13 protein-coding genes are annotated in these 14,823 nt (G+C 31.8%); 4 read left to right on the top strand and 9 right to left on the bottom strand.

Annotated elements, in window-relative coordinates:
* Nucleotides 1–178 precede the first annotated feature (178 nt).
* Nucleotides 179–2,086: an acetate--CoA ligase gene (acs, locus tag GKZ86_RS06385; RefSeq protein ID WP_154782265.1), complete on the top strand. Its 1,908-nt coding sequence runs from the start codon at nt 179–181 to the stop codon at nt 2,084–2,086.
* Nucleotides 2,087–2,188: 102 nt separating this feature from the next.
* Here acs and GKZ86_RS06380 read toward each other — a convergent pair whose 3' ends face one another.
* The 4 genes from GKZ86_RS06380 to GKZ86_RS06365 form a co-directional block, all read right to left on the bottom strand.
* Nucleotides 2,189–2,785, bottom strand: coding sequence for a PolC-type DNA polymerase III (locus tag GKZ86_RS06380; RefSeq protein ID WP_154782264.1), 597 nt, complete (start codon nt 2,783–2,785; stop codon nt 2,189–2,191).
* A 1-nt stretch (nt 2,786) separates the two neighbouring features.
* A complete protein-coding gene (locus GKZ86_RS06375; protein WP_154782263.1) occupies nt 2,787–4,703 on the bottom strand; it encodes a DUF294 nucleotidyltransferase-like domain-containing protein in 1,917 nt (638 codons plus the stop codon).
* 320 nt (nt 4,704–5,023) lie between these two features.
* Entirely contained in the window at nt 5,024–5,407 is a 384-nt protein-coding gene (locus tag GKZ86_RS06370) for a hypothetical protein (RefSeq protein WP_154782262.1), read from the bottom strand.
* Between the two features lie 87 nt (nt 5,408–5,494).
* A complete protein-coding gene (locus GKZ86_RS06365) occupies nt 5,495–5,914 on the bottom strand; it encodes a hypothetical protein (RefSeq protein WP_154782261.1) in 420 nt (139 codons plus the stop codon).
* Nucleotides 5,915–6,059: 145 nt separating this feature from the next.
* On the opposite strand from GKZ86_RS06365, the gene GKZ86_RS06360 reads away from it, so the two are divergent.
* Nucleotides 6,060–7,289: a multidrug effflux MFS transporter gene (locus GKZ86_RS06360; RefSeq protein ID WP_154782260.1), complete on the top strand. Its 1,230-nt coding sequence runs from the start codon at nt 6,060–6,062 to the stop codon at nt 7,287–7,289.
* Between the two features lie 108 nt (nt 7,290–7,397).
* On the opposite strand, the gene GKZ86_RS06355 is transcribed toward GKZ86_RS06360, so the two are convergent.
* From GKZ86_RS06355 to GKZ86_RS06335, 5 genes are all read right to left on the bottom strand, one after another.
* A complete protein-coding gene (locus GKZ86_RS06355; RefSeq protein WP_154782259.1) occupies nt 7,398–8,666 on the bottom strand; it encodes an NAD(P)/FAD-dependent oxidoreductase in 1,269 nt (422 codons plus the stop codon).
* A 115-nt stretch (nt 8,667–8,781) separates the two neighbouring features.
* A complete protein-coding gene (locus GKZ86_RS06350) occupies nt 8,782–9,306 on the bottom strand; it encodes a GNAT family N-acetyltransferase (RefSeq protein WP_154782258.1) in 525 nt (174 codons plus the stop codon).
* Between the two features lie 82 nt (nt 9,307–9,388).
* Entirely contained in the window at nt 9,389–10,723 is a 1,335-nt protein-coding gene (locus GKZ86_RS06345; RefSeq protein WP_154782257.1) for a DEAD/DEAH box helicase, read from the bottom strand.
* 201 nt (nt 10,724–10,924) lie between these two features.
* Complete coding sequence (locus GKZ86_RS06340) at nt 10,925–12,466, bottom strand: DEAD/DEAH box helicase (RefSeq protein WP_154782256.1); 1,542 nt, start codon at nt 12,464–12,466, stop codon at nt 10,925–10,927.
* Nucleotides 12,467–12,577: 111 nt separating this feature from the next.
* On the bottom strand, nt 12,578–13,108 hold the full coding sequence (locus GKZ86_RS06335) for a DUF6155 family protein (RefSeq protein WP_154782255.1): 531 nt from the start codon (nt 13,106–13,108) through the stop codon (nt 12,578–12,580).
* A gap of 104 nt (nt 13,109–13,212) precedes the next feature.
* On the opposite strand from GKZ86_RS06335, the gene GKZ86_RS06330 reads away from it, so the two are divergent.
* The gene (locus GKZ86_RS06330; protein WP_154782254.1) at nt 13,213–13,500 is read left to right on the top strand and encodes a DUF3817 domain-containing protein; all 288 of its coding nucleotides are present in this window, start codon (nt 13,213–13,215) and stop codon (nt 13,498–13,500) included.
* Complete coding sequence (locus GKZ86_RS06325) at nt 13,493–14,749, top strand: mechanosensitive ion channel family protein (protein ID WP_154782253.1); 1,257 nt, start codon at nt 13,493–13,495, stop codon at nt 14,747–14,749. Before GKZ86_RS06330 ends, GKZ86_RS06325 begins: the two co-directional genes overlap by 8 nt.
* Nucleotides 14,750–14,823 lie beyond the last annotated feature (74 nt).

Raw genomic sequence — 14,823 nt, 5'->3', positions numbered from 1 at the left:
TATTTATCGTGCCTTTTTTGCGATAAGCATTTTTTCTTCAAAACACATTTTTTTTCACTATATTCATTAAAAAATGATATTTTTTTTAAAATGTGTTTTTTTTTGATAAAATTTATGAATTAAATAATTTTAAGAATACGCACAGATTTAATACATTTATAAAAAAAATAGACTACCTATGAGTTATTATAAAATTGAAAATTTAGAACAATATTTTAAACATTACAATAAGTCAATAAGAGAGCCAAGGAAATTTTGGGGAAAAATAGCCGAAGAAAATTTTACCTGGTATCAACAATGGGATAAAGTAGTAGATTTTAATATGGCTGAAGCCGAAGTAAAATGGTTCACTGAAGCTAAAGTAAACATTACCAAAAATTGTATCGACAGACATTTAAGCAAAAGAGGAGAAAAAACGGCTATTATTTTTGAACCGAATGATCCTTCTGAAAGTGCTTTACATATAACGTATAACGAATTATACGAAAGAGTTTCAAGAATGTCGAACGTTTTGCGTGAGCAAGGAGTTCGTAAAGGAGATCGCGTTTGTATTTATTTACCAATGATTCCTGAATTGGCAGTTGCCGTATTGGCGTGTGCTAGAATTGGAGCAATTCACTCTGTTATTTTTGCAGGATTTTCAGACTCAGCTGTAGCTGCAAGGATTAACGATTGCGAATGTAAAATGGTAATCACTTCTGATGGTGGTTACAGAGGAAACAAAACAATCGATCTTAAAGGAATTGTTGATGAAGCATTAAAAACTTGTCCTTCTGTTACTAAAGTTTTAGTTGTTAAAAGAACTAATACAGCAGTTAATATGAAAGAAGGCCGCGATATTTGGTTGCAGCCTTTATTAGATGAAGCAATAGACAATAGCGTTGCTGAAATTATGGATGCTGAAGATCCTTTATTTATCTTATATACCTCAGGATCTACAGGAAAACCAAAAGGAATGGTGCATACTACAGCCGGATATATGGTTTATACAGCCTATACTTTTAAAAATGTTTTCAGCCACGAAGAAAATGATATTTTCTGGTGTACTGCAGATATTGGCTGGATTACAGGTCACTCTTATATATTATACGGACCATTATTAAATGGAGGAACAACCGTAATTTTTGAAGGAGTACCGTCTTATCCTGATTTTAGTCGTTTTTGGGATATTATCGAAAAACATAAAATCACACAATTTTATACAGCACCAACTGCAATTCGTTCATTAGCAAAAGAAAGTTTAGATTATATTCAAAAATATCCTCTAAAATCACTTAAAGTTATCGGATCTGTTGGAGAACCAATCAACGAAGAAGCCTGGCACTGGTTTAATGACCACGTTGGAGATAAAAGATGTCCGGTGGTTGATACTTGGTGGCAAACTGAAACTGGTGGAATCATGATTTCGCCAATCGCTTTTGTAACACCAACAAAACCAACATACGCGACTTTACCATTACCAGGAATTCAACCTGTTTTGATGGATGAAAAACGTAATGAAATTGAAGGAAACCAAGTAGTAGGAAGTTTATGTATTAAATTTCCGTGGCCGGGAATCGCCAGAACAATCTGGGGAGATCACCAACGTTATAAAGACACGTATTTCTCATCTTTTCCTGGAAAATATTTTACAGGAGACGGAGCTTTAAGAGACGAAGTAGGATATTACAGAATTACGGGTAGAGTAGATGATGTTGTTATTGTTTCTGGACATAACTTAGGAACTGCTCCTATTGAAGATGCTATTAATGAGCATCCTGCAGTTGCAGAATCTGCAATTGTTGGATTCCCGCATGATATTAAAGGAAACGCTTTGTACGGTTATGTAATCTTGAAAGAAACTGGAGAAGTTAGAAATAAAGAAAACTTGACAAAAGAAATCAATCAGTATATTGCTGACCATATTGGACCAATTGCTAAATTAGACAAAATTCAGTTTGTGTCAGGTTTACCAAAAACACGTTCAGGAAAAATTATGCGTAGAATTTTACGTAAAATTGCCGAAGGTGATTATTCTAATTTTGGTGATACATCAACTTTATTAAATCCTGAAATTGTTGAAGAAATTATGAAAGAAAGAGTTTAATAACTCTGACATAAATAGAAATAAAAATGCCTCTTAAATTTAAGAGGCATTTTTTATTATAATAGATAATTTTTTTCTCAATATTGTCAGAATGACATTGGATTATTTAATTCCCAATCTCGATTTTAATTTTAAAAACAAAAGAGAAATTTTATATGCATCTTCAGAAGAAGAGTTTCTGTCACTTTTCGGGATTTTAAAAATCTCACACAAATCATCCAATGAAAATTGTTTGTCATTGATATCCATTAACTTTCTGTACATCATATCAACATCCAAAGCTTCGTTTTTTAATCTTCCGCAATCAAGGCGTTCTAAAGCGCTATTCAGCATTTCGATGTCAAAATTAATATGATGACCAACCAAAATGGCATTACCAATAAAATTTATAAATTTTTCTATTGCTTCCGCTTCCTCCATTTTTATCATTTTACTCTCAATGATAAATTCGTTAGAAATATTATTATCCTGCAAAAATTTAGTTTGCAGCAAAACAGATTCAAAACTATCCTTAATTATCACACTATCATCTACAATAGAAAATGCGCCCAAAGATAAAATAACATCTTTATCGGGATTCAAACCAGAAGTTTCGGTAGACAAAACGACAAATCTATTGGGTTTTGTTTCAAATTTGGTTACGTAATCCTTCCAAAAATCAGGATGTTCTTTGTTTATATTTTTAATCCAGTCTAACATATTATGAGAATTGCGTAAGTTGAAATTTGCTTTTAATTAATTCCTCAAGATCTTTCATTGGGGTTAAGGCATTCTTTAATTTCTCTCTATCCGTTTTAGACATTTCTTTTATGTTAATATATTGCCCGGAATCATCGTTTTTTAACCCTTCAACTGTTCTGAATTTTGATAGGGTTAAAAATGCTTCAGCACAACTTAAATATATTTCTGCATTTTTAGAGTCAGTTATCGCTAACTGCTTGAATCTTAAATTGGTATTTTGTATCCCTTTTATATTTGAATTTAAAATTAATAAACGTGCACCATCAATAAGAGGCATCAAAGCGCGTGTTTTAATATCAAATTTTCCTTTATTCGGGCCTTCTTCTTCAACAATGAATTTTTTGAAAAAACTCAGGGGAGAATTTCTCTTTAAAGCATCGTTTCCTAAAAAATCAAAGAATAAAGTATTATTCACCGCATTCTTAAAAATAACATTTTCTATCGCTTCTTCAATTTTTGGTTCACCAAAAACAATCTCATAATCAAAGAAAATACTACTTAAATCATTACTGTTTTCACCTGGAGTATTCATCCAACTGTTATATTGTTTTGTCCAGTCACTCAATGACTTACACCATAACATATTGCTTCCCATGTGCCCGTTTGGACATAATTCGTAACCTACTTTTTCTAATATGGCTGTAGTTCTTTTTGCTAATCTTAAAAAGTAATCTTTTACGTCTCTATATTTTTCTGGCGTAACATCTTCAAATATCAAAATACTATCCTGATCTGTAAGCAAAAGTTGTTCTTTACGCCCTTGACTACCAATACTTAACCATGCAAATCGTGCAGGAGGAGAGCCTAAATCTAAAATAGACAACTCAACAGAACGTTTGATTATAGCCAGGTTAATTTCACTCGCTATATTACTAACATGCGAAAGTGGGATATTTTTTTGAAGCGAATTCTGAATCAAATCAGATAAACGATCTCGTATTTGTTTTAAGTCTTTTGGAAGTTGAGAACGCTTGATTTCTTTAATTAAAACACCAGGGTTACTGGCCTGAGCTACAATTAAATCATGTTCAGAAATAATTCCTTTAACAGCAGATTTACTTGTACCGTCTTTAGTAACACATAAATGCGTTACATTATGTTTTAGCATCAATAATTGTGCTTCGGCCAAAGAAACATTTTCTAATACCGTAACAACCGGCGATGACATGATTTTGTCAATGGTTTCAGTAATAGGATAGCGGCCTGTAGCAATTTTTGAAGATAAATCAGCGTCTGTAACAATACCAATTGGATGGTTTTTTTCGCAAACTACAATATTATCAACCATTGATTCTGTCATTAAAATAGCAACATCCTTAACAATACGGTTTGGTTCTGTTTTTAATGGAGAATTATTATAGGTAAGCGACTGGATATATTGCATTTCTGACTGTTGATCTACATAAAATGAAGTATCAGAAATCAATTTTCCGTTAGAACTTAAATTGTCTTTAGTATGTCTTGAATTTATTGCAAAACTTTCAAGTAAAAAGTTTAAAACATCTGAATTATTGGCAACAAAAGGTCTAAATACAGCAATTGGGATAGCATAAACAATACTTTCCTCACGCGCTTTAGACGTCATCATATAGTTATTTTTGGCAAAAAACGGACGTAAACCAAAAATATCTCCTTCATGACATTTATTGATTAGCGTTTCTTCAGCGTCTGCAATAGTGGTTAGATTTATAACACCAGAAGCCACAACATAAAAACTATCATGCAGAGAATCATTGTTTTGAAACAATACTGCATGTTTTTCTAAATTAATAACACGAATATTGGTTGCAATATCAGTTAATTCCTGAAAAGTTAATTTGTTAAATGGCGGGTATTCTTTTAAAAAATCTGCAATATGCTCAGCAATTGTATTCATATATCTTGATAATTTTTTTAAAGTATCGAATGTAAAAATAATAAAATAAACTCTTACAATGACAGCATCTGTAATAGAATATATTTATTATTGATTAGATATTAATTTTCGTGAGTTTAAAAAGTTTTAATCGATTTTTTTTGCTTTTAATCGGGATAAATGAAAATGGTTTTCGGAAGGGAACATTATAAAATTGGATAGATTGAGTTTTTTGCAGAAAACAAAATTGCTGTAATTGGCTAATATAGAGAAAATTTTAAAATATTCTATTTTACATAATATAAATTATAGTTCAAATTGTATAAAGCTAATAATAGCTTTTATTCGTATAATTTCTTTAAAATAACTTCTTTTGGAACTAAATCAGAACCGCCACTCTTGTTAAACTGAATCACATCTTCATTTACATAAAGCGTCGCGCCTGCAGATGATCCTTTTGGAGATTTCATTGTAATTTGGGCTTTTTCACCAAGCACATATACATTCCCGGTAACTTCCATAATACCGCTATTAAGTTCAGCGTTGTCACTTATAACTTCGGCAGTTCCGTAAATTTTATTGTTAGATTGTGCCATAGTAATTTTCAAAATATATTTTTTGCTGCAATCCTTGCAATTTTCATTGCTCCAGGTTCCGGTAAATCGATTTGCTTGAGAATACGCCGAAAAAGAAATAAATAAAATAAACAGAATGATTTTTCTCATTGTGATGAAAACTTTTAAAATTGATTTTCAAATATAAATAAAAAAGCATCCGTCGTAACGAATGCTTTTAATAATTAAAAAATTAATTTATTTGATTTTTTTAAGGTAAACAGATTTTCCGTTTAAAGAAACATTAATCTCATTGTTTTTTTCTGTGAAAGTTGTTCTTAACGCATTTCCTCTAAAAATTTGAACATCACCATATACTTTTCCGGTTTCATCAGAAACGTACTCAAATAATAATTTTTTATTATCCGGATCAATTCCAATTTTATAGCTGGAAAATTTTGAAGTTGTTAAATTGAATTCTTGTCTCGTGTCAATAATTTTCCCATCAGCATAAAAATTCGTTACAGATTTGTTTAATGTAATATCCGGATAATACTGATTTACTTTTTGAAGTAATGCATATTGTTCCGGACTTGCTTCCTCAATTTTTGTTGTTATGGATTGAGCGAATGACATTGTTGTAAAAATAAGAGCTAATAGTAAGGTGAATTTTTTCATAATTTGTAATTTTTTTATAGTTATAGTTTCAAAACAATTTTTAAAACTTACATAATATCCATTTTTTGCATAAATGCGATTATTATATATATCAAGGTACTAAATATTTATCTTTGCACGAAATAAAAAGCAAAGTTTTAAGAAAATGACAACAAAAAAATATATTCAACTCATTCTTATTTTAGGTTCTTTAACAGCACTTGGTCCTTTTTCAATCGACATGTATTTACCTGGTTTTTCAGGCATTGCAAATGATTTGCATACCACTGTGGCTAAAGTTTCGATGAGTTTATCAAGTTATTTTATTGGAATTTCTGCCGGACAATTACTTTACGGTCCATTGTTAGACCGTTTCGGACGTAAAAAACCATTATTCATTGGTTTACTGGTTTACATATTGGCTTCTTTAGGATGCGTTTATGTAGCTGATATTGATACTTTTATATTCTTGCGTTTTATTCAGGCAATTGGTAGCTGTGCTGCGACCGTAGCTTCGGTAGCAATGGTTCGCGATTTGTTTCCTGTAAAAGATATTCCAAAAGTATTTTCATTATTAATGCTTGTTCTTGGGCTTTCGCCAATGTTAGCGCCAACTATTGGTGGTTATGTTACAGAAGATTTTGGCTGGCATATGGTATTTTTTATATTGATGTGTATGGGAATCGCTATTTTAATTGCCGCACAATTCGGTTTACCAAATAGTTACAAACCTGATACTTCAGTTTCATTAAAACCAAAGCCAATTATCTCAGGCTTTATAAAAGTGTTGAAAGAACCACAATTTTATACTTATGCGTTTACCGGTTCTATAGCTTTTTCGGGATTATTTACATACGTAGCGGCCTCTCCTATAATATTTATGGATATTTATCACGTTGATGCCAAAATCTACGGTTGGATTTTTGCCTTTATGTCTGTGAGTTTTATTGGTTCAAGCCAATTAAATTCTGTTTTATTGAAAAGATTTTCGAGCGAACAAATGATTTTTGCTGCATTGATTTTACAATCTGTCATAAGTATTGTTTTCCTGATACTTTCTGTAAATAACCTATTAGGATTATATACAACAATTGCAATGTTATTTTTGTTTTTAGGCTGTTTAGGAATCTCAAATCCAAATACTGCGGGACTTACAATGGCTCCATTTGCCAGAAATGCAGGAATTGCTTCTGCTTTAATGGGTGCTATTCAATTAGGCTTGGGAGCTTTAGCATCATTTGCTGTCGGCGTTTTTGTAAAAGATTCTGTAGCGCCAATGGTTCTTATCATGACTGTAACTACTATTATTGCTTTTATAGTTTTAAATATAGGGAAACGTTTTATCAAAGAAAAAGTTGAAGTGTCTGCGGATGATGATGTAATTGTTGGGCATTAATTATTATAATTGTGTCATTTCTTCTTCTTCTTCGAAATGATACAAAATGAGTCAAAAAAAAATCCAGAATCTAAGTTCTGGATTTTTTTTTATTCTTATTTTTTAAATTTAATTTATTTCCTGTTTTTTATCCGGTCTGATAATCATTCTAAGAGATTGATCTCTTGCGAAATAAGCCACCATCCAATTCCAAAAAGTATTTAATCTGTTTCTATAAGTTATTAATGAAATCAAGTGAATAAACAACCAGATTACCCAGGCAAAAAATCCTTTGAAATGCCATTTTGGACTTGGTAAATCTACAACAGCTTTGTTTTTTCCTATAATTGCCATAGAACCTTTATCATTGTAAGCGAATGCTTTAAGAGGTTTATTCTTTACGATTGCTTTAAAGTTTTTGGCTAAATTTAATCCTTGCTGAATAGCAACCTGAGCCACTTGCGGATGTCCGTCAGGGAAATTTTTATCTCCGGCTAAAATTGCTGTATCTCCAATGGCATAAATATTTTCAAGACCATTTACTTTATTATGCTGATCTGTTGCCATACGTCGACCGCGACCGTAGCTTTCTTTTGGAATTCCTTCAAAAATTTTAGCTGAAACTCCCGCCGCCCAAATTAAGTTTTTGGTTTTGATTGTTTCTCCATTTTCAAAAAATACAGTATCATCAACATAATCAGTAACTCGTGTATGTAGTTTGACTACAACACCTAATTTTGTAAGCGCCTCAAGCGTGTCTTTTTGAGAAGCTTCACTCATTGGTGAAAGTAGCGCATCTCCTCCATCAACTAAATAAACATTACTCGCAGATGTTTCCAGTTCCGGATATTCTCTCAATAAAATATTTTTTCGCATTTCAGCAAACATTCCTGAAACTTCTACTCCTGTTGGGCCTCCACCGGCAACAACAATAGTTAATAATTTACGACGTTTACGAATATCTTTAGTAATGGCGGCTTTTTCAAGGTTTTTAAGTAACGCATTACGCATTTCGATGGCATCATTTAAGGTTTTCATCGGAATGGCGTTTTTCATTACGTTTTCCATACCAAAATAACTTGTTTCTGCGCCGGTGGCAAAAACCAAATAATCGTAATTTAATTCGCCGTTGTTAAGGATTATTTTATTCTCTGCAGGAACTACAGATAGTAATTCGCCCAAACGAAACTGAAGGTTCTTTTTACCTGCAAAAAATTTTCTGAAAGGATAACTGATACTGGAAGGCTCTAAAAAAGCGGTAGCAACCTGATATATTAGTGGTGGAAAAAAATTATAATTGTTTTTGTCTACAAGTGTTACTTGTATTTCTGGCTGGTTGACAAGTTCTTTTGCAAGATTTATACCTGCAAAACCACCTCCAATAATGACTATTTTCATATATATTATTTATTAAATAGGTTTTATGAGTAAAACTATTCTGCTTCTCGCAGCTTTATAAATTTAACATTATAATTCCACATACAAAACCCCTTTTTAAGTTTTATTTTTAAAATTAATTTGTCAGTTTAAGTTTCATCATAAGATCCGTTTGCTCGTCATTTCCCAGTTTAAAAATATGTTTGTCAAATTCGACAAAACCATTTTTTTTATAAAAACGAGCAGCTCTGTAGTTTTCTTCCCAAACTCCTAACCAAACATATTGAGAATTTTTGCTTTTGGCGATCTCAATTGCTTTTTCGTAAAGTAATTGCCCAACATGCTTTCCGTGAAATTCTTTTAAAACGTAGATACGCTCAATTTCAAGCGCTTTATTGTCTTTTAATTCTGTTTGTGAATCTCCAAAATTGATTTTTAAGTAACCAATTATTTCATTTTGCAGAATAGCGAAATAAAATTCAGAGTCTTTATTGGTAAGTTCTGCAGTCAGTTTTTCATTAGAGAATTTCTCATCCAAATAGCTTTTCATATTTTCCTCAGAATTTGATTCTGAAAAAGTATCATAAAAAGTTTGTCGGCCAATTTTTTGCAATTGATCAATCTCGTTTAAAGCTATTTTTCGAATTTCAATAGTTTCCATAGATAATGTATGTTGTATTTTGAAAGTTTAAAATAACTTATAAAAATACAACACAAATCAGGAAAAACAGCATTCTAAAATATTACTTTTTGAATTTTTTAACAGGCTTTTCAGTTATTTCAACCTTGTTTTGCAAAACATAATTGGCTAATAATTTTTCAATTAATTCATCTTTGGTAAGATGATGAAAAACCGTTTTTACCTTTGTTTTCAAATCAGTTGAAATATCGTGATTTGGCTTTGTTTTGAAGATTTGTTTCGCCCATAAAAGCGTATTATTTTCTTCTAAACTTACTGCCGAAGGTTTTTTGAATTCAGTAAATTTCAATCCCAATTCTTTTTCAAATTCCGGAATCTCCACTAATTCTTCTTGCTGTAAAACCGTTAGTGAAAGCCCTTTAGCTCCTGCCCTAGCCGTTCTTCCGCTTCGGTGAACGTAGTTTTCGTACGTGTCAGGCAAATGATAATTTACAACATAAGAGATTTCCTTAACGTCAATTCCTCTTGCTGCTAAATCTGTAGCTACCAAAATATTAATATGTCCCTCGCGAAATTGCTCCATGATTCTGTCACGAATTCCCTGAGATAAACTTCCGTGAAGTGCTCCCGAAGAGAAACGATTTATAGCCAGGTTTTTAGCCAGTTTATTGACTGCAGCTTTTGTTTTACAGAAAATAATACCACGTTCTCCATCTTTTGAATTCAAAAAATGCATTAAAACATCTAATTTTTCAATTGGGTCAACAACAATATATTCGTGATCAATTCCCTGGTTACCAACAGTTTCCATGCTGGCACTAACCTGAACTACATTTTTATTTAAGTAATTCTGAATCAATTGTTTAATTGTTCCGGGTAAAGTAGCCGAAAACAATAAAGTTCTGTGTTTTTTAGGAAGTTCGGCAACGATTTCGTCAAGACTTTCTTTTAGGATCGAAACCATTTCATCGGCTTCATCCAAAACTAAATATTGTGTTTGTTTTAAATCAATTGCTTTACGCTGAATCAAATCGATTAAACGTCCCGGTGTTGCTACAACAATATGAGTTGGTTGCGATAAACGCTCAATTTGTGGCTTTATTGGGATTCCACCACAAGTTGAAGCTATAGATATATTCGGAATATGTTTTCCGAAATCTTCTAAATTTCTAAATATTTGTTGTCCAAGTTCTCTCGTTGGTACCAAAATTACTGCCTGAACAATTGGAGATGCTACATCTATTAATTGTAACAAAGGCAATCCGAAAGCGGCTGTTTTTCCCGTTCCCGTTTTGGCTAAACCAACAACATCATGAGTTTCAGATAAAAGTAAAGGAATTGTTTTTTGTTGAATTTCTGTTGGTTCAACAATGTTCAATTCGCTTAAAGCTTTTAAAATTGGTGCTGAAATTCCTAATGCTGAGAATTGTTTAGACATCTTTTATTTTTGTTTATTTTGTTTTTATTTGTTTCAATTTTCAGGTTGCTTTGAGAACTTAAAAATGAGTTTCTAGTAATTTGCAAAGGAGAAATCGCAATAGAATAAATTACTCTAAAATGCTATTTCTCCTTTATAAGAATATAATTTTGTTTAGATTCCAAAAAAAACTTGAAACCTTAAACCTGAAACAAAATTTCTCTATTCGTCAGGTTCGTTCATGATTTTTTCACGGTATTTTTTACCGATCAATAAAACCAATTTCAATTTATAATCATCAACCAGCCATTCTCGGTAGTTTTTACTGCATTGGCTCAAACATTTTGCATAACGCTTAATTCTGCATTCGATATCGTCCTCAAGTTCTTTACCTAAAGATTTTGCTTCCTGCAATGTTTCAGTATTATCAACACACATACCTGCATGTTGTTCTAACGATTTGTCTAATACTACTTTAGAACGTAAATTTTGTTTGATGATTAATTTATGCTCTTCATCAACATCAAAAGTAACATCAGGAGTTTTACTAAATTTTGCACGTAATTCCGGAGGCATACTGTATTTAAAATACAATTCGATTTCAGTATCATCACGAAGATTCTCCAAATAAAATTCAGGAGATTTAAAGATATGCTGCCAGTTTACTGGCTCGCTCCATAAACCAAAACGTGCTGCATTGTTTCCTAAATCGATAACCGTAAACTCGTCTTTACCAGGTAATTTACGAGATCCACGACCAATCATTTGGTAATATAATGTCAGCGATTTTGTCGCTCTGTTTAATATAATAGTCTCTACCGTTGGTTCATCAAAACCTGTTGTTAAGATTCCAACAGAAGTTAAAATCGCATCCGGAGTTTTCTTAAACCATGCCAAAATATCTTTACGTTCTTCTGAACTGCTTGTATTATCAAGGTGTCTGATGTCGTAACCTGCTTCTCTAAAAGTTTCATATACATATAATGAAGTGTGAATACCGTTATTAAAAATCAAGGTTTTTTTACCTAAAGAACGCTCAGTATAGGCATGCAAAAGTTTTTCCTGCATAACGGTATTCGTATACAAATCATCAGATGATTTTACGGTATAATCTCCGTTGATACCTACTTTTAATGATGTTAATCCAACATCATAACTATAAGTAGTTGCACGTGCAAGGAAACCTTTGTCAATCAACGAACTAATAGTGTCTCCCACAATAAGTTCATCATAACTCTGGTGCATTGGTAATTTTATATTCGAACTCAAAGGCGTTGCTGTTACTCCAAGAATAAAAGCATTTTTGAATGAGTTTAATAATTTTCTAAATGAATTGTAATGTGCCTCATCAATAATAACCAAACCGATATTATCAAGATGTAATTTTTCATCATTGATACGGTTTTTTAAAGTTTCAACCATTGCCACAAAACAAGAATAATCATTCTGATCCGGCAATTCCTTTACTTTACTATTGATAATTTTGTTAGAAACACCAAACCCTTTTAGCATTTTTGAGGTTTGTTTACAAAGTTCTATACGATGCGTTAAAACCACCACTTTTTTATCATTATTAGCTAAATAACGGCGAACGATTTCAGAAAAAATTACTGTTTTTCCTCCACCTGTAGGCAATTGATATAATAAATGATGTTGCGGAGGAGCATTGTCTAAACGTTCAAAAATGGCATCGATATCGCCTTTTTGATATGCATAAAGTTCTTTTTTCTCTTCTCTTTCTATTTCTAAAGTGTTTTGAGACATTGTTAATTTTTGGATTTTTGCAAAAATACACCTAAAAAACAGTTATTCGTCCTATTTTAACGTAAAATAAATCTTTTTTTTAAATAAGATTTTTTATGAGAAGTGCTTTTTTTAGTCGATTTTATCTAAAATAACTTCAAAATCGTACTTGTTTTTCCATTTTTGTTGAATAGTTTGCTGTTGAATTTCTACTATTCTTGATTTAAATTCATTCAAAATTCCGTTCGAAATGACAAAATTTACTGCTTGCTCAAAAGAATTCAGAATACTTTTGTAAAACAATTCCTGCTTAATAAAATTATTCGATGAGAATGTTTGTGCTATTTCGATGTTATAAAGCATTAAATCTGCAATAATAAAAGAATCAACACCCAGCATGATAAAATGTTTTATGATTTTTTGAGCTACAGAACGACGCATTTTTGCTTTTGGACGCCATTTTGCATTTGGCTTTTTGACAGGGAAATATTCCTGTGAAATTTTAACCTTCGATTCCTGTAAAAGTTTGTCTTCTTTTGGATTAAAAACGAAATCATAATACACTTTTACGGGACTAAATTTCTCATACAACTCAATAAGCTGCTCTTCGAGTTGTTCTTTATTTAATTCGGCTAAATATTTTTTTAAATCGCGTTTGCTCATTATCAAAGTTTAAGACTACAAAAGTAAATTACTTTCCTGATACATAACTCAAAAACCAATCCTAATACTTAATTTTGCTTATATAAACTCAAAAGAACAGCTATATGCTCAAGATTTTTAAGGTTACTGCCATTTTAGAAGGAATTTCATATTTGGTATTATTTGCTAATATGTTGATTATTAAAACCAACAATCCTGAACTTTATCATACTTTATTGCGCCCTTTAGGAATGACACATGGCGTTTTATTTATAGGTTATATTGTATTGGCAATTTTACTGAGAAAATCTCAAAACTGGGATTTAAAAACTTTCGGAATTATATTAATTGCTTCGCTTATTCCATTCGGAACTTTCTATATTGAGAAAAAATATTTAGAAAATAATGCATAGCCTTTTGGATAAAATATTCAATTTCTTATATCCTCTTTTTAGGCATTGGGGCATGAGCCGCAACTTTGCGTCTTATATAAGCCTTGTCTTTAATATCGCCATTATGGTGGCGCTGGCTTTTGCTATATATTATGTTGCCAAATTTGTTTTAGTTACGCTGACGGCCATTTTTGCACAGCGTACCAAAACGAAATTTGACGATTATTTAATTCACAATAAAACAACAAAATACACGGCGTATTTAATTCCGTTTTTTTTTATTTATAAAGCCGTTCCCATTATTTTGGATAAATACGAATATTGGGAATCTCTTTTTGGAAAAATCGTTGGGATTTATATTGTATTAATCACTTTATGGATCGTTAGAACAATTTTTAATTCGATTCGTGATTACTTAAAACAAAAACCGGAATACAGCGACAAACCTATCGACAGTTTCGTTCAGGTTATTATGATTGTATTATGGATTTTTGGAGTTGCTCTTATAATTTCTACTTTATTCGGAATTAAAAAAGGAGAACTTTTAACCATTTTAGGAACTCTTTCTGCTATTATTATCTTGATTTTCAGAGATACTATTTTAGGATTTGTTTCGAGTGTTCAGGTTGCGATAAACGACATGGTTCGTATTGGCGACTGGATTACGATGGAAAAATTTGGTGCAGATGGAGATGTTATCGAAATTAATTTAACGACGGTAAAAGTGCGAAATTTTGATAATACCATAACGACGATTCCAACGTATGCTTTGAGTTCAGACTCTTTTCAGAACTGGCGCGGTATGCAGAAATCTGACGGAAGACGTATTAAAAGGCATATTTTAATAAAAAGCAGCAGCATTCGTTTTCTTCATAATGAAGATTTGAACCAAATGAAAAAAGTTCAGCTTATAAGTTCTTATATCGAAACAAGACAAGCTGAAATTGAAAAATACAATAATGTGCACGGTGTCGATAAAAGTCTTGCGCTAAATGGCCGAAACATGACTAATTTAGGTTTGTTTAGAAAATATATTATGCAATATTTAGTAACGCATCCTGGCTTAAACAAAGACATGCACATTATGTGCCGTCAGTTACAATCGACCGCACATGGAGTTCCGTTAGAAATTTATGCTTTTTCGAGCGACAAACGCTGGGCAAATTACGAATATATAATGTCTGATATTTTTGATCATGTTATGGCTTCGGTTATTTACTTTGATCTTGAAATATTTGAATTGCCTTCGCAGATTGGGCGTTTAGATTAGTTCTTTTTCTGAGGTTCAAAGTTGCAAAGGTTCTGAGGTTCTGAGGTTTTTTTTTGGGGAACTTAAAGCGTTAT

Source organism: Flavobacterium sp. LC2016-13, from assembly GCF_009707955.1.
GTDB lineage: Bacteria > Bacteroidota > Bacteroidia > Flavobacteriales > Flavobacteriaceae > Flavobacterium.
The sequence above is the reverse complement of the archived record's forward strand: the minus strand, read 5'-3'. Positions and strand labels throughout refer to the sequence as shown.

Coding starts and splice junctions, on each gene's coding strand:
- acs (WP_154782265.1), top strand. CDS start 179: ATGAGTTATTATAAAATTGAAAATTTAGAACAATATTTTAAACATTAC.
- GKZ86_RS06380 (WP_154782264.1), bottom strand. CDS start 2,785: ATGTTAGACTGGATTAAAAATATAAACAAAGAACATCCTGATTTTTGG.
- GKZ86_RS06375 (WP_154782263.1), bottom strand. CDS start 4,703: ATGAATACAATTGCTGAGCATATTGCAGATTTTTTAAAAGAATACCCG.
- GKZ86_RS06370 (WP_154782262.1), bottom strand. CDS start 5,407: ATGAGAAAAATCATTCTGTTTATTTTATTTATTTCTTTTTCGGCGTAT.
- GKZ86_RS06365 (WP_154782261.1), bottom strand. CDS start 5,914: ATGAAAAAATTCACCTTACTATTAGCTCTTATTTTTACAACAATGTCA.
- GKZ86_RS06360 (WP_154782260.1), top strand. CDS start 6,060: ATGACAACAAAAAAATATATTCAACTCATTCTTATTTTAGGTTCTTTA.
- GKZ86_RS06355 (WP_154782259.1), bottom strand. CDS start 8,666: ATGAAAATAGTCATTATTGGAGGTGGTTTTGCAGGTATAAATCTTGCA.
- GKZ86_RS06350 (WP_154782258.1), bottom strand. CDS start 9,306: ATGGAAACTATTGAAATTCGAAAAATAGCTTTAAACGAGATTGATCAA.
- GKZ86_RS06345 (WP_154782257.1), bottom strand. CDS start 10,723: ATGTCTAAACAATTCTCAGCATTAGGAATTTCAGCACCAATTTTAAAA.
- GKZ86_RS06340 (WP_154782256.1), bottom strand. CDS start 12,466: ATGTCTCAAAACACTTTAGAAATAGAAAGAGAAGAGAAAAAAGAACTT.
- GKZ86_RS06335 (WP_154782255.1), bottom strand. CDS start 13,108: ATGAGCAAACGCGATTTAAAAAAATATTTAGCCGAATTAAATAAAGAA.
- GKZ86_RS06330 (WP_154782254.1), top strand. CDS start 13,213: ATGCTCAAGATTTTTAAGGTTACTGCCATTTTAGAAGGAATTTCATAT.
- GKZ86_RS06325 (WP_154782253.1), top strand. CDS start 13,493: ATGCATAGCCTTTTGGATAAAATATTCAATTTCTTATATCCTCTTTTT.